This window comes from Chitinophaga agri (assembly GCF_010093065.1).
GTDB lineage: Bacteria > Bacteroidota > Bacteroidia > Chitinophagales > Chitinophagaceae > Chitinophaga > Chitinophaga agri.
Map to the genome: position 1 here is coordinate 1102312 of NZ_CP048113.1, position 19503 is coordinate 1121814.

Below are 19503 nucleotides of genomic sequence, written 5' to 3' on the forward strand. Positions count from 1 at the left end.
TCTTCCCATATTTACCCCATAATCTCCATTGCAAGTCTTAATACCTATCACCATGAACATATTCAGCCTATGGCGGCTGGCCCTGTCATCATTTGCAGATACCTGGACCAGGCGCTTACTTCACCGGCATTCAGATAGGTCAATGATCACAGTCATAACGGAATATCAAACGAAAACGGCTTATCAGCACGCATTTGTGGAAGCTTTAAGTGCATATGTAGACCATGCTGTCAGGGCAGATGGAAATATCATGTCAGCCGCCTATTATGAGAGGGGAGATATTTGTGTTATGTGGATGATCGAGCGATGGAACAACTACCGATGTTACAGTAACAACAGGAGCTGCAGAGAGATAAAGAAGATCAGGGCGCTGGAAAAAACCGGGCTGATCGCCGCAGCCGACACTACCTTCCTGAAAGACTTACTCTCGCTTTCCAATCATTCAATGACTATACCATCGAGGATTAAGGAGCAGCCTGTCACTATTATGTTGCTCGTAGATGTAAAACCAGGGACTGAAAATCAATTCCGAGCGATCAACGAGACAGTGATGTCCGTTTTCAGGAACGAACCGGGGGTATTACTTTTTCAGCTCAGCAATGTAATATATGAAAAAACGAAGTTTATCGTCTGCAAGCAGTTCCGCGACAGGGATACTTTTCTATATCATTTAAAGGATCCCGCACTCCAGCCTGTGATCTCATTTCTGCAAAGCTCGGTAAAAGAGCATCCATATGAAAAAGGATACCACCATCTGATCCAGTTCGCACCATTACATCTCGTCTAATGACACACCTTTATACAAATGCTGCTCCTGACGAAGCAACCGCATCGTCTTCTTCTTCCTCCCCTCCGGAAATACAATGATGTAGCTGCCACATAAAATAAAAATCTTTATCACAGATCTGCATTGCAGCTGTATAATAAAGTAGTATTAAAATTATGAGGATACCTATCAGCTGAGTTATTTGTGGGGAAACGTTGTTACTGCCAACTTTGAACTGCCATAAAACACCTGAAAAATGAAAAAGAGAATTCTCATTATCGCTTCCAATGCGAACACCATCGGACCTCGCAACAGGAGAACCGGTACATTTCTTTCAGAAGTGGCCCATCCTTACGTCGTATTCGATAAAGCAGGATTCCAGGTTGATTTTGCTACGTTATCGGGCGATGCTCCCTATCTGGATGCACTGAGCCTTGCCGACGACCCTGACAACCTGAAGTTCTGACAGGCCAGGGATGGGCGGAGTATCCATCACACAACTGAGCCATGGTCCGCGAACAGTGTCGTTAAAGGTAACCTGGCAATAGGTAATTAAGCCGATCACCAGTCGAAATTTTCATCAGATCAATAATTCAAATATTATGAAAACAAGAAAGACAATCTTCATGTTGGCTACCGGTGTCACACTGATATGCATGAGCTTTTCGTTTATTTCCCTGCGAAACTTTACTGGTAAAGTTAGACATGCTGTAAAAGAAGACAAACCGACGATCGTATTAGTTCATGGCGCTTTTGCCGATGGATCATCATGGAGTAAGGTAATACCTATCCTGCAGGAAAAGGGGTATCGTACGATCGCTGTTCAAAACCCACTGACCTCCCTGGAAGATGATGTCGCCTTTGTTCAGCGGGCACTTCGGGAAGTTGAAGGAAAAATTGTCCTAGTAGCGCACTCCTGGGGAGGTGTTGTGATCACACAGGCAGGAAACGATAATAAGGTGCAGTCTCTGGTATATGTGGCGGCCTATGCGCCTGACGAAGGACAAAGCATCCAGAGCCTTGAGAAGGATGCATATGAAGTCAGGAAACATCCGCGTGTGCCGGGACTGGCTGATCCTGTCATTACAGATGGGTACATCAGGCTGAAAGAAGAAGCCGTGGTCAGTCACTTTGCACAAGATCTGCCAAAACAGGAAGCAAGGAACATTGCTGCCAGCCAGGGACGCTTTCATCTAAGTACCATTACTGCGAAAGTTTCCAATCCGGCATGGAAGACCAAACCTTCTTTTTTTATTGTTGCTGACAATGATCATATCATCTCACCGCTGCTGGAAGCTGATATGGCGCAAACTATCGGTGCGACCACCTACCATCTACCCACCAGTCATGTTGCGATGCTGGCCAAGCCCGAAGAAGTAGCGAAAGTGATCCTAAAGGCGGCCGGCGGCCAATAAATCCGTTATAGTATGAAAACTACACCCGTTCATGTCGTAGCCCGCTGGAAAGTAAAGGCGGGAAAACTGGAACAAGTGCTGCCGTTACTCAAAGAAATACGCACTATGAGCCTCCGGGAAGAAGGTAACCTGTTTTATGAGATACATCAGAGTAAAGCCGATGTCAATACGCTCATTCTTTTCGAGGGATATGCCGACGAAACTGCACAGCAAACGCATGTACAATCCGCACATTTTAAACGGATTGTGACAGAACAGATTGTGCCCATGCTGAAAGAACGGGAAGTGACACTGGCCATCCCCATCAATATCTAAGCAACTTATAAAGGGGTGCTTAAATAAGCTTCTCCGCTATGCCGTTGCCTTTTCACCCCCTGCCACGCAGGTGGCGGGGTGCCGGGCCGCAGTTTGTATCAGCAATGACCTTATAATAAGTATCCGTATGGATGTAACCTACATCCGTTAATACGACAGATATACAGGTAATTTAAACCGGTTCTCTATCAACGGCATATAAATATTCTGAAATAATCCTTTTAAATTATCATGTATGCCTTCACCTGTTTTCAACCAACAACCTTTCCTGCATATACAACGGCTAACAGAAATGACGGGTAAAAGGCCCGACGATATAGGAGAAGAAACCGTTGAAATATATCTGGTATTCACCGGCGAAGTAACGATCCATATCAACAGGTCACTGATAGTACTGGAAAAAAACAACCTGTACTGCTGTTATCGTAATGATATGACAGACATTGAAGCCGCCCCGGGAACAGCAGGTTATATTATTCGTTTCAGCAAACGGCTCCTTTACGCAGATGATTATGAATTACTCAGCTACGACTTATCTGCGTTTCATGCACTCGTACTGCGGAACGAAGTTGCACAGGTAGATACTGCTTTCCTGAAGGAAGGGAAACAAATATGTGAGATGATGTATCATGAATTCCGGTCTGATAACGACTACCGTAAACAGGTACTGAGAGGTTTCTTAGGCATTTTCCTGCTCCATCTGATCAGGACGTCGAGCTTATTTGTATATGTCCGGGGTAGCAAAAGACAGCATATACTCATGCGGAAATTCAATGCCCTGCTGGAACAGGAATTTAAAAACTGTAAGAAAGTATCCTGTTATGCGAACATGCTTTCTGTGACGCCCAGTTACCTGAACGAGATTATCAAGCAGGTAACCGGTAAATCTGTAGGGATGCATATAAGGGAAAGAGTTGTATTAGAGGCGGTGCGTCAGGCTATATCCAGAGGCGCTAGTCTGAAAGAAGTCGCCTACAATCTAGGCTTCAACGATAGCGCGCATTTCAGTAAATTCTTCAAGAATGTCGCGGGCATGAATTTCTCAGATATAAAGAGATCCTATTACTCAGAATTTCTCTCGCTTTCATCGGAAAAGCATATGCTATCAAGAATGGTGCATACTTAAATAAATAATACATCCCCTACTGCCACATCACTAACAGCAGGGGATGTATTTTACTGTATATTTTAAAGAGACTCTCCGTTCACTTCCAGAGAAAATAATTTATAGCTCTCAATTCTAGGGAGCTTGGCTGGCTTATGAGTAGCCTCAGTGCTCGCCTTTTTGTCTGTCTCATAATTCCTGTATTCAGCGATATATTTTCCTGTGCTCAGATTATATTCGAACGACTGATTGAATGTCGGATCACCTGTATTGCTGGACGCGCCGATCAGATAAAAGCCACCATTCTGATAGGTGAAGAGATGTTTACAGCCACCGCGGAGATATTCATGCTCAATATACCAGATATCCCCCATGATCCAGCTATTCGCCTTCACTGGTCTATCAGTAAGATGACATGAACAGTGGTTGCTCCATTTCATGGCAGCAATCGTTTTACATAAGTTGAATTAAAGTGGATCAGTTCCAGCCATTCTTAATTTCTCTGGCTACATTAGGATTATAGTTCTTTTCTACGTCAGGAATAGGAAACAACAAATGTTTATCCTGGAATGGCTGTGTACCGGTACCCGGTTCTGCTGCCTTTTCCATGTTAATCGTTTGTTTGATAATGCCCCAGCGCAGAAGATCAAAATACCGGAGCTGCTCGCCGCACAGTTCCAGCTGACGTTCACGCATCAGTATCTTCATCGCATTCGTTTTATCTCCCAACGTGTTATATAAAAACGCATGTGACCGGGCGCGTACACTATCGATCAGTGCTAACGGAGCGCTCCCCGTATTCCCTTGCTGGATATACGCTTCGGCCAGCATCAGCATGACGTCCGCCAGACGAATAACCTGTCCGTTGATCGGACTTTTCGGATCGCCATATTTCTCCATGAGATGATAATATTCATATTTTTTCCACCGATAGTCGCCCTGTGGGTCCGATGCATCAAACGGATATGCTTTCTCGCCCGTAGCACATTGCTGACAGTAAACTGTCTCTCCACCGGAAGCAGCAGTACCATAAAAAGTAGACTTCGCACGCGGATCCGTATACGGAAGGCCAGTTGCCGGGTCCGGATAAGTAAATGCTTTCACAGCTGCGTTGCTGATATATACATTCTTCCAGTCATTCCAGCCATACTCCATTGCGCGTCCGCTATGTGTCTGTCTGCCTACCTGCTCAGCGCCATTCCCAAACATGTAGTAAGGCGAACCGATCGCCCAGTCTGTCCACTGCTGGTTCATAACCTGAAAAATATTTTCCGGACTGTTCTGATTAGTGGTACTAAACACATTGTCAAAAGAAGGATCCAGTTTATACTGGTACGGTGCGCCCATCAGTTTCTCGAACTCGGCCTGTGCTGCCGCCCATTTTCCCTGGTAGAGATATACCTTGCCAAGCAATGCCGTTACAGCTCCTTTGGTCGCTCTTCCCAGTTCACCTGCGGCATATACAGTTGGTAACTCCGCGGTAGCCTGCGCTTCTGTCAGATCCTTCTCTACCTGTTTCCATACATCGTCCGAGGAACTACGGGATAGATAATTGTTATTAAGTGTAGTTTGATAATCGGTATACAATGGCACATCTCCCCATAAAGTTACAAGATGAAAATAAGCGTATGCCCGCAGGAATTTCACTTCTGCCAGATATTGATTTAGTTTCGCACGATCAGTGGTGGCCGTAGGATTCCATGCAGCGGCGCGGTCTATCACGAGGTTGGTCCGGAAGATCATCCGGTACAGAGAACTCCATAAAGAACTGAGATCGGCATTATTGGTGCCAAAACTGTAATCCCCCAGCTCCTGCTCTGCCCCCAGCAGGAAACTGGCCCGCTTGGCCTCGTGTCCCATCAGATCAAAAATATAATAGTACTCCCTCGCCCATAATCCGGGATGTAACAGTGTAGCATAACTGGCGACGGTTGCCTGGTTCAGGGCGCTGATATTGGTAAAATAGGTGTCATATGCATAAGCACTCTGGTCCACCAGGTCCAGGCGGGATTTACTGCATCCGCTACCAATGGTTATTAGTCCAATTATTAACAACAACTGATATGTATACTTCTTCATAAAAATCGATTGTAAAAATTAAAACCCTAATTGTATGCCTGCCAGAAACGTTCTTGGTTGTGGCACCTGTCCCTGATCAATACCGCGTGCGAACAAATAATCACCTGCTACTTCCGGATCATAGCCGGTGTACTTCGTCAGTGTGATTAAATTTTGCGCTGCCGCGTAAATACGACATGATTTTAGTGTGCCTTTTGTGATGGTGTTTAACGCATTCTGGGGAACACTATAACCGATGGTAAGATTGCGTAAACGCAGGTAGCTCCCATCTTCCAGCCACCAGTCGGAAGGCCGGAGGTTGCCATTACCGGTGGCATTCTGACCTAATCTTGGTAAAGTAGCTACATCTCCCTGCTGACGCCACCTGTCAAGGATATTGGTGGAAGCATTATGACCTGTGGCCATCATATCGGTTGTCAGCTTCAGGCCATTCAGGAGTTTCAGTCCGCTGATACCGGATAATACCAGGTTGAGATCGAAATGCTTGTAGGTAATACCAGCGTTGATACCATAAATATATTTTGGAATAGCATTGCCTAATACTTCCTGGTCTTTGGCAGTCAAAACGCCATCGCCATCCAGATCTTTATAAATAAAATCTCCTGGTAAAAGCCCTTCCTGATATTTTGCATTCGGGTTACCGGTTTTACCCGCAGCACCGTTGTTCAACGCTGCTACCTCGGCAGCATCTCTGGCAACATGATCCAGACGGTAACCATAGAAAGAGCCGATAGCTGCGCCTGCTGTGGTGTAGGTGGTGGCGGGTACAGGAGTAAAGGCACCTGCCTGTATGGGCGCTGAGAACTGATCACCTAATGACAATACTTTGTTACTGTTAAGTGACCCGTTTACACTCACATTAAAAGAAAGGTCATTGCTGATCTTATCCGCGTAACCGATGGTGAGTTCGAATCCTCTGTTCCTGGCATCAGCAGCATTCACTGTTTTCTTCGGCTGATTACCGGTAGGACTCACTCCGATACTAGCTGGCAGTAAGATCGTCACCAGTAACCCGGTGCTTTTCCGGTCATACCAATCAGCTTCAATGGTAAGGCGGTTGTTCAGAAACGCCAGGTCAATACCAATATCTGTCTGGTTGGTTTGCTCCCATTTTAAAGCCGGATTACTTAACGTGGTCAACGTCGTACCCGACACGAATGTTTCCGTACTGCCGAAGGAGTATACCAGCGCTCCACCAGGGGTACCCTGATAAGTACGCGCTGTGTTAAGAAAATTAGGAATATTGTTATTACCTGTCTGGCCCCAGCTCACACTTATCTTTCCATCTGACAGAACCGGTATAAGCCGCTTTACCGATTTCTCTTCTGAAAAACGCCAGGACAGACCGCCCGCCACAAAATTCCCATACCTGTTATCCGGCCCGAAATTAGAAGCGCCATCTCTGCGGTAGCTCGCTGTAAGTATATATTTGTCATCAAAAGTATAGTTAAGCCGGCTGTAATAGGAGATCACGGAGGGACGGGCGTAATTCGAGTAAGTACTGGTGACAGATTGCGATGATGCCACTACAACGTTGGGGATATTATCATTTGGCTGCCCCGTACCTCTGATAGAAGAAGAGTTAGTTATGCCCGGGTCAATATAGCTCTGTCCGGCTATCAAAAAGAGCTGATGCCTGCCAAGCAGCTTGTCGTATGACAAGTAGTTTTCCAGCATGTAGTAAGAATTCTCCGAAAAAGTAAGCATAGACTGGCGCGCCTGATTCAGAAAATTGGATGACTGATACTGCTGCTGATAACTGTTACTCCTGCTCGAGTTCACCTCGGCGGCAAACTGCGAACGGAACTTAAGTCCGTTGATAAGACGCACTTCACCGGATAGCTGCGGAAAAAAAGCAAGCGACTTACTCGTCTGGCGCTTCATAGCAATGTCCTGTAAAGGATTGATCGCGTTACTATAATCATCGATGTTAGAAAGAATAGAATATCCACCCTGTACTGATGGGTCTAAAACCGGCTTATAAGGCGCATATTGAATCGCATTGACAATATTAGCGTAGTTACCATTACCGGCGTATTGTCTGAATATAAGGTTCTGGGTAAACTTAAAGCGTCCAAGCGTTTCTTCCAGACCCACACGTGCCTGAAATCTTTTATTCGTCGCGTTGGTTAAGATCGCCTGCTGATTAATATAGGTGGCAGAAAGAGAATAGTTCACCTTCTCTCCCCCGCCGCTGATGTTCAGATCATTTTCCGATACTAACGCATCACGAAAAATAGCATCCTGCCAGTCCGTACTGTCCTGTAATACCGCTTCTGTGTTGAACTTCGCAGGCAGTACTGCATTTTTCGTGACAGCCAGGTCCTTCAACGCATCTACATACTGCGCCGCATTAAGCAGGTGTAGCTGTTTCCAGGCTTTAGCGATGCCCCATTGTGACGTAAAGCTGACACGCGGGGGCCCGTTCTTCCCCTTCCTGGTAGTGATGATCACGACACCATTGGCAGCTGCAGAGCCATAGATGGCCGTAGATGATGCGTCCTTCAGTATAGTGATACTTTCTATGTCCTGCGGATTGAGTGTATTAAAAAGGTTTTTTGTGCCCTGTATGCCGTCGACTACATACAGGGGATTGATGTCTGTAAAACTACCGGTCCCCCGGATAATGATCTGCGCATCTGCGCCGGCGCCGCCACTGCTTTGGAGCACCTGTACGCCGGCAGCCTTGCCAATAAGCAATTGCGAAGGATTCGTTGCATTTACCGCTCCAGCTTCTTTCACTGTCACTACGTTAAAAGCACCCACTACATCCTTTTTTTTAGCAGTACCATACCCAATTACCACAACGTCACTTAAAGCGGCGACTGTTCTGACCAGGCGCACCGAGAACGTTAATGTTCCCCCGGACCTCAGCTGAACATTCCTGAGTTGCTGTGTCTCGAAACCTACATAAGATACATTCAGTGAATATCTGCCTTCAGGTGGTAACCCGGAGAAACGAAATACACCATTACTGTCCGTCATTACACCGGCGGAATACTTTGTCTTTTCATTCAGGGCTACGACGGAGGCATTGGGTAGCAGTTCGCCCATGTCGGTACGTACGGTACCGGTAACCTGCATGCGGCTCTGTGCCTGCGAGGTCAGTGAAGCGCATGATAGCAGCATGTATAGCATCAGCAGCAGACGCCATGTCGGGTGGTAGAACATCTTCATAACTGGAACGTGTTTTTATAACCGGGGCATAACGATCCCCTGACGCCTGTAGGCGTATTGTGGAATATTACTATGATTGACGTATTATTTCTTCTTAATAATGAATCCGCTGTCGTTTCGGATGAGCATCAGGTTATTGGGTAATGTCAGGTCCGTCAGGATCTTCGCCAGTGAGTCTGTCTTTTCAAACTTACCATCAAAGTAAATTTCAGTTACATCTGATGGATAATAATAGATAGAAACCCCATAATAATTACTCAGCTGATCGAGCACCTGCGTCATTGGCTGATTGTCAAACTTATACCAGTCGGGCTTTACATGGCTGTCGCCATTACGCCCTGCTTTTACTAATATATCCGTTTTGGTTGTGTTAAAGTTGGCTACGACCACTTTCCCTGTTTTACGGTAATAACGGAGTTCTTTTCCGGGTGTCAGCACTACATCACGCATGATCTTCTTTTCGGGAGGGCCGCCCTGTACCAATACTTTGCCCGTATTCAGTCGCACGGTGATCATATCTTCCCCTGTGATAGCCTTCACATGAAAAAACGTGCCCAGGGCCGTTGTCGCTATTTCACTGCTATATACCACGAAGGGATGTAGTTTATCTGCTTTCACATTAAACGATGCTTCTCCGGTCAGCTGTATCTGCCTGTTTTCACTAAACTGTTTACTATAGACCATGGTAGACGCCGGCTGTAGCTCAGCAACTGATCCATCGGATAATACAATGACCATTGCCTTATCGCTCCTGTTTGCCTGGAACTCCTGCGCTTCAGCCGGAAAAGCTGCCGGACTCCGGTCAGCCACAGTTTTTGCTTTTCTGACGTCCCGGTCCACCAGTATCAATACACCTCCTATCAGCATACCAGACATTACAGCGGCTATTGCCAGTCGTTTCACCCATTTGGTGCGGCTATTGACCCTAGTCTGCTGGTGAATATTCTTCAGCCATTCGTGGGACACACCTTCCGGAAAATCGTCACCCTCCTTTAATGTCAAAAATTCCTCCTCCGGCAAATACTTCGCCAGCACCTCCGGATGCGCCTGCAGATATATGGCTACATCCCTGGCTTCTTCCTGTGTACATTGATTATTGAAAAAGCGTATCAGTAAGTCATCGTTGATCATGTTGTATACAGCTGATATAAGTAATACGTGTGTGAAAGGCAAACTACTTAGTCAAAACAAAAAAATAATTCTAAAAAGGAAAAAGCCAGACCAGGAGCAATAACAGAAGGCCGAGATAGTGTTTTATCTGCCTGATCGCCTGGAAGATATGTGATTCTACGGTTCTGGATGAAAGTGACAGTTCATGGGCGATCTGCTGATGGCTCATGCCTTTAAAACGACTCATTTCAAATACCTTACGACGCATGGGAGGCATTTCCTCCAACACATGGGCCAGTTTATGCTGCAATTCTTTTTCAGCCAGTCTGCCCCAGAGATCATCCAGAGGAAGCGTATAATTGGCTATTACATGTACCACCTTTTCCTGGTAGACCGTTTCCTTACGAAGAAGGTCTATCAGGGTAGTACGGGCTATCCTGAACAGCTGCAACTCTACACCTATATTGTCAGCCAGACTATCCCGGTAATTCCAAAATTTGATAAACGTAAGCTGTACCACCTCTTCTGCTATGAAGGGAGACTTTGTTTTACGGAGAATAAAATAGTAGATCCTTTTATGCCAGGAATAGTACACTTCATTAAATACCAATAGGTTACCTTGTTTCAAAGCAGCAATAGTATTCACAACGTGGCGTTTTACTATAGCAATTTAGATAAATCCGGGAATTTCCGGGAATTTAGTACTCATGCATATATGACAACCCTGATAGACGTTCGTCAAATGAAAAAATATTCTCATTCTGGTAAAATATTTTCGCTGCCTGTTCGTCGATTACTCATATGAAGAAATTACTCAGGATAGCGATCAGATCCCTGAAGATAGCACTTTTACTAGTATTATTATTGACAATCACAGCGTTAATATATATGAGACATCCACTATTCGGGGAGAAGCCTTCCGGAAAGAGATTAGAACTAATCAAGCAATCGCCGCATTATAAAGATGGCCAGTTCCAAAACATTCACCACACACCTTCCCTGTCTGAAGGCTATAGTATGGGAGGCGTATTGTATGACTTCCTGTTTAAAAAACGGGTACGCCTGCGCCCCGTAGATTCGTTACCGTCCGTAAAAACAGATCTGCTGTCCCTCAGACCCGGTCAGGATATGTTAGTCTGGTTTGGTCACTCCTCCTATTTTATCCAGGCCAGCGGAAAACGTTTCCTGGCTGATCCGGTATTTTCTGGCAGCGCTTCACCGCTACCGGGTGGGACGAAGGCATTCAAAGGAGCTGATATTTACACGGTGGATGATTTCCCGAAAATAGACTACCTGTTCATATCTCACGACCATTACGACCACCTGGACTATAAGACCATAGTCGCATTAAGGACCAAGGTAGGCAAAGTGATCTGCGGACTGGGCGTTGGTGCACATCTGGAAAGATGGGGCTATGCGTCTGACCAGATCATAGAAACAGACTGGTGGCAGGACATAGACCTGGGAGATGGCTTTATTGCCCATACAGCACCCACCCGTCATTTTTCCGGGAGAAGTTTTTCCAGGAATAATACATTATGGCAGTCCTACGTACTGCAAACGCCGGACATGAAGATCTATATAGGCGGTGATAGCGGATATGATACGCACTTTGCAGAGATAGGAAATAAATTCGGTCCGATAGATTTTGCCATCCTTGAAAATGGCCAGTATGACGTTGCCTGGAAGTATATCCATATGCAACCGGAAGAAGTACTGCAGGCCGCCAAAGACCTGAAAGCAAAAAGACTGCTTCCCGTACATTCCTCCAAGTTTACATTAGGTAATCACCCCTGGGACGAACCTCTTAGGAGATTAAAAAAAATAGCAGACATGCCGCTGGCTACTCCCATGATAGGTCAGCTGGTGGACCTTCGCGACGATCAGCAGACATTTGAGTCGTGGTGGACAACCGTGAACTGAGCCAAATGATACCGAAATATCGGCTATCTTTGTATGATGTTCGACATTTTAAACAAATATAAAAAACAGGATCATTTCTTCCTCAAACCAGAACAAGATCTGCAAAAGGTATGCAATGCACCAGCTGATAAAAGTGGTTTATATATTATCTATGCATTGAAAAAGGGCAGAGTGGAACTGATCTACATCGGCCACTCAGGAAAAATTGAAAAAGATGGTTCTCTGTCTATCAGAAAAGAAGGAGTAGGTGGCCTGAAAGACGAAATCATCAATGGTATGCAGTTTGGTAAAACACCGGCACATATCGCCTGGAAGAAACAGATGAACAGAGAAAATATAGAGGCATTAAATATATACTGGTACGTTACCCACGATACCGGATATACGGATTGCCCGGAAGTAATAAAACGGAACTTATTAAGACAACATCAGGATATCTTTGGCGCTTTTCCCAAATGGAATAAAGCCGTCTAAATTACTTCGCATATCTAATGGCCTTATTTTAACAGCGGGCGTAGCTGTTAAAATAAGGCCATTAATAAAATAATTAGCCTGCTGCGGTTTTGTTGCATACACTCTTAAGTGTTTTCTCAAAATGTCTCATCTGCTTACCTACAACTTCAAAAAGCAGAATAATCTGATCCTCGAATTCAGCCGCAACTATCGGTTCACGGGGTTGCATACTTTATTTAACACAGTGATACAAACGTATAATTACAAGACCATTAATGCTATCAATAACACGAATACATTGTCCGCCCGGGAGGAAGTTTCTATAAGCTGTTTAATACCAACATCGCGAGGTCTAAATCTATTTATTTCACTTATAAATACAACCGTGAAACCAATTTTCTGCAAAGCGTGTTTGACTCCGTCTCCGCTAACGTGTTCTACTACTCTAACCGGCTTTTTAACAGCAGGAATACTCATACATTAAATACAGGCGCAAGGAAAGGTTTTTACTTTGAACCGGTTTATAACAGGCTCGATGTAAGTGGTGGATTCACCTACACCGCCAGTAGGTACACAACGTTTATCAGTAACAGCGAAGTGCCCGCTAGCTCCGAATTGTGGGAACCCTTTATGGTTGTGGGATTCACACCTAGAAACTCCTGGATACAGGAAGTGACCGGCCGCATTCAGTGGACTAATATTACATTCAAATGTGACGTTAAAACTATAACAGAAACCGATCTATCATTACGAGATTTTGTACTTTATCACGACACACTTTATGTCGACGAATTAGCCGCATATAGGAAATGTGTGTAAACAAAACTATTGTACACGCTACGGCAGGTATAGCCGGTAACCAGTAGACCATTCTCTCATTACCCACGATCCGGCAAAGGAACAGTTAAAGAGTATCAACGGGAAACGGGTGATGAATAACTGAAAGACAGGTTAAAACAATAAATAAATTTTCACAGTTGATGATATAAATACATCATAACCGTTCATAATGTGGACAATTATCGATTCACTCGGACAGTACGACGGTATGTTTTGGCGGTATCACTGGTGATACCAAAAATGATACATACTGTACAAATCGTAATTTTGCATCGAACTATCGAAATAAATATTATGGACGCAAATAAGAAGATAAAAGTCGGAATAATAGGCGTTACGCCGGAGCGCGGATGGGCAGGAATGTCACATGTACCCGCACTGAAAGCTTTACCAGGATATGAAATTACGGCGCTTTCAACGCGTAACAAAGAAAATATACCAGCGCTAAAGAGCATCGTAGATGTACCTCATGTTTACCAAAGTGTGCAGGAACTTGTATCCAGCCCAGACGTAGATCTGGCAGTAGTATCCGTGAGAGTGCCATTGCATGCAGGAATTATTAAAGACGCCTTCGCTGCAGGGAAAAATGTATTAAGTGAATGGCCCCTGGGAAAAACATTACAGGAAGCCGAAGACCTTTCACAAATGGCAAAAGAAAAGGCACTGCAGGGATATATTATGTTACAATCAAGGGCAGTACCTGCCATTCGGTATGTAAAGGATTACATCAGCCAGGGGCATATAGGAGAAGTACTTTCTACCAGTATGATAGGTTCAGGTATCATATATGGAGAGTACATTCTTAAAGCTAATGATTATACCGCGGATCCGGAAAATGGCACAGGGATGATAAATGTAACTTTCGGTAATGCAGTTGATGCCCTCGCATATGTGCTGGGCGAATTCACCGAGCTGTCTGCCACCACTGCTATCCGGCGGAAAACCGCAAAAATGGTAGAAACAGGTGAAGAAGTACCTGTTGGTACGGCGGACCAGGTGGCGGTCACAGGCACATTACAGGGCGGAGCGGTTGCGAGTATACATTTCAGAGGCGGTATGTTTTCCGGGACTAACTTTTTCTGGGAAATAAACGGCACAAAAGGAGATATACAAATCTCTGCCCCGGGCGGCAGCCTTGCTGTCTTCGACGTTACCGTTAAAGCCAGCACAGGTAAAGATGGCGCCATGGAGCCCCTTGCGATTCCGGACGAATATAACCTGGTTTCAGGTGGTTCTCTACCTAACATTCCGCTTAATGTTGGCCAGATCTATCAACTAATACAGCAGGGAACAGCTCCGACATTCAGTGATGCGGTGATCCGCCATAGGATGATCGCTGCTATCCAGCTAGCTGCTGCAACGGGAACAAGGCAGCGCTACAGTCTGGACAAATAAGATCCCCGACATAGTATATAAAAACTTTTGTTCACAAGAGCGGAATGGACATTAACATGTCCGTTCCGCTCTTGTCACATCCCCCAATATACCCCCTCTTACCTACAGCTATAAAAAACGCCCCCTATGTCAGCCGCCTCCTATTAACAAAAAAGTTGGATGAAATGGAATAATTGCTCTGGGGCGCATAATAGACCTTTACAACACAGATACACAAATAAATAACCGTTTAAAAATGGAGGTATATTATGCCGTTTGTAAATGTAAAATTAGTAGAAGGTGTTTTTTCCAGCGAAGAAAAACACGCCCTGGCTGCAGCCTTGACAGATGTGATGGTGAAATTTGAAGGTTCGGAGGCTTTCAGGGAAACGGTCTGGGTACTGATCGAAGAACTTCATCCTGATGGCTGGCATATTGGAGGCCGGGGCTGGGCAGGGCCGCAATCATTGGAAGAAACACTTACCCGACAGAAGAACATCATCGAAAGTGTGACCAGCCATCCAAAAACACGCCAGGAATGGGCAGCAGCAGCACCAGTAAAAGAATAAAAGCATCGGCGCTGGTATTACTTCCAGGAATGCGAGCAGAAAAGGAACAACACCACGTTAGTCTATAGCTGTGGCCCAGTATGCATAGACATGACGAATTAGATTATTTGCTAAAACAAAACACGATGCAACAGCAGTCAAAACAAAAAAACAACTATGTTATTCTATCATTGAGCGTAAAAATCGTCTTACTTATGGCGCTTACTATTTCTGCCTCACAAACTTTCAGCCAGGTGAAAGATTACGCTACAGATCCTAATTTGTCTGTCGCTACAAAAAACTTCCTGAAATTAATAAATACCGGGGGACCCGGATTGGAGACAATGTCGCCAACAGATGCAAGAATGGTGCTGGTGAACGCACAATCTGTTAAAGTTGATTTGTCCGGCATTGACGAGTCAGAAAAAACTATAACCGCCGGCGGTTATACAATAAAGCTGAACATTGTACGCCCTGCCGGAGTAAAAACAAAATTACCAGTATTCATGTTTATTCACGGCGGAGGCTGGGTATTGGGTGACTATCCTACGCATAAGCGTATGGTACGTGACCTGGTAGTCCTTTCGGGTGCGTCCGGGGTATTCATCAATTATACGAGAACACCAGATGCCGCGTTCCCGCAGGCCATTAACGAGATCTATGCTGCAACGGAATGGGTGGCTGCTCACGGAGATGAGATCAACGTAGACGGCAAACGGCTTGCTGTTGTAGGAAATAGCGTAGGCGGCAACATGACGGCTGTAACGACCCTTATGGCCAAAGATAAAAAAGGCCCTGAAATAAAATTACAGATCATGATGTGGCCGATTGTGGATGCTAACTTTGAAACGGCATCTTATCAAATGTTTGGAAAGGACAGGTTCCTAACCACACCTTTAATGAAATGGATGTATGACATGTACATACCCGATCCTGAAAAACGGAAAGATATCTATGCATCACCGTTACAGGCAACTATTGAACAGCTGCGGGGATTACCTCCAGCACTCATTCAGGTTGCTGAAAACGACGTGCTGCGCGACGAAGGAGAAGCCTATGGGCGAAAACTGGATGAAGCAGGTGTACCGGTAACCACTGTACGGTATAACGGCACGATCCATGATTTTGGCCTGCTCAATGGCCTGGCAGATACCCCTCAGACCCGCGCACTATTCGTCCAGGCGGCAGCTGAATTAAGAAAATATCTGAAGTAAATGCCACTTACTATAACCAGAGATAATTTTATCTGTAAAGACCGGACGCCCCGTGGCGCGCCCGGTCTTTATGGTTTTACTGAGTCACCAGGCGGGATCAGTATTGTACCAACCGAAGCCTTGTCAGCCTGAGACTAGCTATCTTCCAGCTATTGGCCTGATTTATAAATGCGATGTGATAATGTCCATAGCCGTGAAAGACTTTAATGCTCTTGCCAGCATCATCAGTCCTATAAAAGCGGTCTTCCATTGCCCATATAGCTGAGGCATGCTGATCATCGGATATTGTAATCTCCGGATTATACAGATGATGCACTGTAACAAGATCTGTTATCGCTTCCCTGGAGGCCTGGATCAGCCCTGCTGGTCCGGTAAATGTATACAGCATTTTTCCCTCAGTGTCCTGAAATTCCAGGACAGCATTATCAGCTATTATTTTGCCGAGTAGATCCCATTGCTTGGTATCAATATATCTGCAGTATGCAGACATGGTATGCTGTATCTGTGCCGAATCAACCTTATTTGTCTTATCCATAAGTATCAGATATTAATAACTATTTTGCCCTGTGTATGTCCTTTTTCAATCTCAAGATGTGCCTCAGCCATATCATACAATGTAAATTCCCTGGACACATGAGACCTCAGGGTGCCATTTTCCAGCAAGGTTGCCACCAGCCTCATGTCCGCGCCATTGCTCTGTATAGCATTGTAAAAAGCACTTACGCCCCTTTCCGCTGCTTTGTTGCGTTCCTGTTCCGAAATATTTGACCATAGGCTGATAAGCGTGCCTCCCTTCCTCAGCACATCCAGGCTACGCACCACGTGCCCCTCATTTCTGACCGCATGAACAACCAGGTCCACATTACTCAGTGTCTCGTTAAAGACCTGTGACTGGTAATCAATAAATTTATCCGCACCCAATCCTAGTACGAATTCCTTTTTTGCACCGGATGCGAGCGCAATGACATATGCACCATAATATTTTGCAAGCTGCACCGCATAATGTCCTACGCCTCCACCCGCTGCTGTTACCAACACACGGTCGCCCCTTTTGATGCCTACTTTCTGCATGGGTTGCAAGGCAGTCAGCGCTGCCAGGGTTGCCGCGGCAGCCTCCTGATGGGTGACATTGTCCGGCTTTAGGGAAATATCTGCTGCAGGAGCAGCCACATACTCTGCATATGTCCTTCCGATACCCGGGTGACGAATAACACCAAATACATTATCGCCTATCTTATATTCTCGTACATCACTACCAATAGCCACTATTTCGCCCGATATATCCCATCCTAATATCAGCGGCCGCTGATCACCAAATATCCAGCTTACATGCTCGTTTTCCCTCACAATAGCATCTGCGGGATTTATACTGATGGCTTTCGTTTTTATCAATACCTCATCCCGCTTTATTTCCGGGAGCGGAACTGTAGCCAGAACAAAATTCTCAACGCCGCCCTGCTTCTTTAATATAACTGCCTGCATATAAAATGACTTTTTTTAGCTCACTTCCTACACTGATCAAAAATGGTCTGTTGTTCCAAATCCGCATAGTTCGGGCTATGGTGTTACTAAAATTTTTATGCAAAGATATGCGCCTAATGATGTTACTTTGTTAATGGTATCACTGGTGATACCGCTGATAACAATGGAAAAAAAATGCACCAAAGTTCTCCATCTGGAGGAAAACATCAGAGCTTTACAGGACACCATTTATGTGATTGGCGGCAAATGGAAATTGCCTATCGTCCACTCCATATGCAACGGTAATAAGCGTTTCAGCGATATCCTGCGCAGTATTCCCGGACTCACGCACAGAATGTTATCCAGAAACCTTAGAGAACTGGAAGACAATAAGCTGATCACACGTAGCGTTGATGAAAACTTTCCCGGCGTAGTTGAATATGACTTTACAGCATACGCTACGCAATATGGACTTCTGATTAATGAAATGATCGAATGGGGTAAAAGTCATAAGAAGATGATCACAGGAGATCGGCAAACCAATCACTCTTAAACCACGGACATGAAGTACAGATTTTAGTAGCCATTGTGCTGCTGCTGTAACCATATGCTATCTTATTTAAATTAAGCTGATAATTATCTTCCCCTTTGTGTGGTCCTTTTCCATTTCAATGTGCGCCTCCCTTATTTGGTCAAGCCGATACGTTCTTGAAACGAACGATCGGATAACTCCCTTACTTAATAAACCTGCAATTGCTTCCATATCGCTACCGTCAGATTTAACTGCATGATACCAGGCAAAGACCTTTCTCTCCCTGGCGATTTCCTCGCAGATAGTACCTTTAATGTAATTGCATAAACTGATAAGCGTACCTCCCGGCTTAATGATCCTCAGCGATCTCTCTATATGATTCCCTCTTAATAACTCCAGAACCAAGTCAACCGGTTCAAGCATGGTTATGAACTGTTGATGCTCATAATCTACATGCTCGTCGGCACCCATTCCAAGCACAAAATCCTTTTTTTCTAATGATGATTGGGCAATCACGTGCGCGCCCAGATATTTTGCAATCTGTATCGCATAATGACCAACACCGCCCGCACCGGCTGTAATAAACAAACGGTCACCCTGCTTAATTTGCGCTTTTGCTAATGACTGCCAGGCGGCAAGTGCGGCTAACGTCGCCGCTGCCGCCTCCTCATGGGATATATTCGCAGGCTTAAAGGTTATATCAGAGGCCGGAGCTGCAATGTATTCCGCATAGCCCTTGGCATGACCCGGATAAAAGCGTCCCGGATACTTTATCAGCCCAAAAACGTCATCACTCACTTTAAAACCAATAGTATTCTCACCCACACGCACGATAGTGCCAGATATGTCCCATCCTAATATCCTCGGTCGTTCACCGTTGAAAACATAGTCAAGTGTCCTTTGTTTCCGTATGTATGTGTCTGCAGGATTGATCGCTATCGCACGAACTTTAATAAGCACCTCATCGGCCAGGAGGGTGGGAATGGGCAATTCAACCTGAATTAAGTTCCCCACACTTCCCTGCTCCACCAGAATGACTGCTTTCATTTTCAATATTTACGATGATATAAACAGTTTTTAAAAGCCACAAAACTACAGCGTCACCTGTTCATTTGTACACTGGGAAAACGGAGAACAGGTGCCCGGACAGCTGCGCTAATGAACTATATGGGATATAATAATTCACCGTTA

19 protein-coding genes are annotated in these 19503 nt (G+C 45.1%); 11 read left to right on the forward strand and 8 right to left on the reverse strand.

The window, feature by feature from the left end:
* The first annotated feature begins 52 nt into the window (after positions 1 to 52).
* The 5 genes from GWR21_RS04170 (at position 53) to GWR21_RS04190 (ending at position 3622) form a co-directional block, all read left to right on the forward strand.
* Positions 53 to 787, forward strand: a complete 735-nt coding sequence (locus GWR21_RS04170; protein WP_162330528.1) for an antibiotic biosynthesis monooxygenase — start codon at positions 53 to 55, stop codon at positions 785 to 787.
* Positions 788 to 1022: 235 nt separating this feature from the next.
* A complete protein-coding gene (locus GWR21_RS04175) occupies positions 1023 to 1232 on the forward strand; it encodes a type 1 glutamine amidotransferase family protein (protein ID WP_202929041.1) in 210 nt (69 codons plus the stop codon).
* A gap of 136 nt (positions 1233 to 1368) precedes the next feature.
* Positions 1369 to 2181, forward strand: a complete 813-nt coding sequence (locus tag GWR21_RS04180) for an alpha/beta fold hydrolase (protein WP_162330529.1) — start codon at positions 1369 to 1371, stop codon at positions 2179 to 2181.
* Positions 2182 to 2193: 12 nt separating this feature from the next.
* Positions 2194 to 2496 carry a putative quinol monooxygenase gene (locus GWR21_RS04185; RefSeq protein ID WP_162330530.1) on the forward strand — a complete coding sequence of 101 codons (303 nt, stop codon included), beginning with the start codon at positions 2194 to 2196 and terminating at the stop codon, positions 2494 to 2496.
* A 235-nt stretch (positions 2497 to 2731) separates the two neighbouring features.
* Positions 2732 to 3622, forward strand: a complete 891-nt coding sequence (locus tag GWR21_RS04190; protein ID WP_162330531.1) for a helix-turn-helix domain-containing protein — start codon at positions 2732 to 2734, stop codon at positions 3620 to 3622.
* A gap of 62 nt (positions 3623 to 3684) precedes the next feature.
* On the opposite strand, the gene GWR21_RS04195 is transcribed toward GWR21_RS04190, so the two are convergent.
* From GWR21_RS04195 to GWR21_RS04215, 5 genes are all read right to left on the reverse strand, one after another.
* Complete coding sequence (locus GWR21_RS04195; RefSeq protein ID WP_162330532.1) at positions 3685 to 4041, reverse strand: hypothetical protein; 357 nt, start codon at positions 4039 to 4041, stop codon at positions 3685 to 3687.
* 37 nt (positions 4042 to 4078) lie between these two features.
* Positions 4079 to 5680: a RagB/SusD family nutrient uptake outer membrane protein gene (locus GWR21_RS04200; RefSeq protein WP_162330533.1), complete on the reverse strand. Its 1602-nt coding sequence runs from the start codon at positions 5678 to 5680 to the stop codon at positions 4079 to 4081.
* Between the two features lie 18 nt (positions 5681 to 5698).
* Positions 5699 to 8857: a SusC/RagA family TonB-linked outer membrane protein gene (locus GWR21_RS04205; RefSeq protein WP_162330534.1), complete on the reverse strand. Its 3159-nt coding sequence runs from the start codon at positions 8855 to 8857 to the stop codon at positions 5699 to 5701.
* 84 nt (positions 8858 to 8941) lie between these two features.
* A complete protein-coding gene (locus GWR21_RS04210) occupies positions 8942 to 9988 on the reverse strand; it encodes a FecR family protein (protein WP_162330535.1) in 1047 nt (348 codons plus the stop codon).
* 70 nt (positions 9989 to 10058) lie between these two features.
* Positions 10059 to 10613, reverse strand: coding sequence for a sigma-70 family RNA polymerase sigma factor (locus GWR21_RS04215; RefSeq protein ID WP_162330536.1), 555 nt, complete (start codon positions 10611 to 10613; stop codon positions 10059 to 10061).
* Positions 10614 to 10855: 242 nt separating this feature from the next.
* Between GWR21_RS04215 and GWR21_RS04220 the strand changes: the two genes are divergently transcribed.
* The 5 genes from GWR21_RS04220 (at position 10856) to GWR21_RS04240 (ending at position 16319) form a co-directional block, all read left to right on the forward strand.
* Positions 10856 to 11890 (forward strand): MBL fold metallo-hydrolase, encoded by a 1035-nt coding sequence (locus GWR21_RS04220; RefSeq protein WP_238430175.1) that lies wholly within the window; start codon positions 10856 to 10858, stop codon positions 11888 to 11890.
* A gap of 36 nt (positions 11891 to 11926) precedes the next feature.
* Complete coding sequence (locus GWR21_RS04225) at positions 11927 to 12364, forward strand: hypothetical protein (protein ID WP_162330538.1); 438 nt, start codon at positions 11927 to 11929, stop codon at positions 12362 to 12364.
* Positions 12365 to 13477: 1113 nt separating this feature from the next.
* Entirely contained in the window at positions 13478 to 14578 is a 1101-nt protein-coding gene (locus tag GWR21_RS04230; RefSeq protein ID WP_162330539.1) for a Gfo/Idh/MocA family protein, read from the forward strand.
* 248 nt (positions 14579 to 14826) lie between these two features.
* Positions 14827 to 15126 (forward strand): tautomerase family protein, encoded by a 300-nt coding sequence (locus GWR21_RS04235; protein ID WP_162330540.1) that lies wholly within the window; start codon positions 14827 to 14829, stop codon positions 15124 to 15126.
* A gap of 194 nt (positions 15127 to 15320) precedes the next feature.
* Entirely contained in the window at positions 15321 to 16319 is a 999-nt protein-coding gene (locus GWR21_RS04240; protein ID WP_162330541.1) for an alpha/beta hydrolase, read from the forward strand.
* Between the two features lie 97 nt (positions 16320 to 16416).
* Here the strand turns inward: GWR21_RS04240 and GWR21_RS04245 are convergent, their stop codons facing one another.
* On the reverse strand, positions 16417 to 16854 hold the full coding sequence (locus GWR21_RS04245) for a nuclear transport factor 2 family protein (RefSeq protein WP_162330542.1): 438 nt from the start codon (positions 16852 to 16854) through the stop codon (positions 16417 to 16419).
* A 5-nt stretch (positions 16855 to 16859) separates the two neighbouring features.
* Positions 16860 to 17801, reverse strand: a complete 942-nt coding sequence (locus GWR21_RS04250; RefSeq protein WP_162330543.1) for an NADP-dependent oxidoreductase — start codon at positions 17799 to 17801, stop codon at positions 16860 to 16862.
* Between the two features lie 97 nt (positions 17802 to 17898).
* On the opposite strand from GWR21_RS04250, the gene GWR21_RS04255 reads away from it, so the two are divergent.
* Positions 17899 to 18333, forward strand: a complete 435-nt coding sequence (locus GWR21_RS04255; RefSeq protein ID WP_238430177.1) for a winged helix-turn-helix transcriptional regulator — start codon at positions 17899 to 17901, stop codon at positions 18331 to 18333.
* 66 nt (positions 18334 to 18399) lie between these two features.
* Here the strand turns inward: GWR21_RS04255 and GWR21_RS04260 are convergent, their stop codons facing one another.
* A complete protein-coding gene (locus GWR21_RS04260) occupies positions 18400 to 19359 on the reverse strand; it encodes an NADP-dependent oxidoreductase (protein ID WP_162330544.1) in 960 nt (319 codons plus the stop codon).
* Between the last annotated feature and the right edge of the window lie 144 nt (positions 19360 to 19503).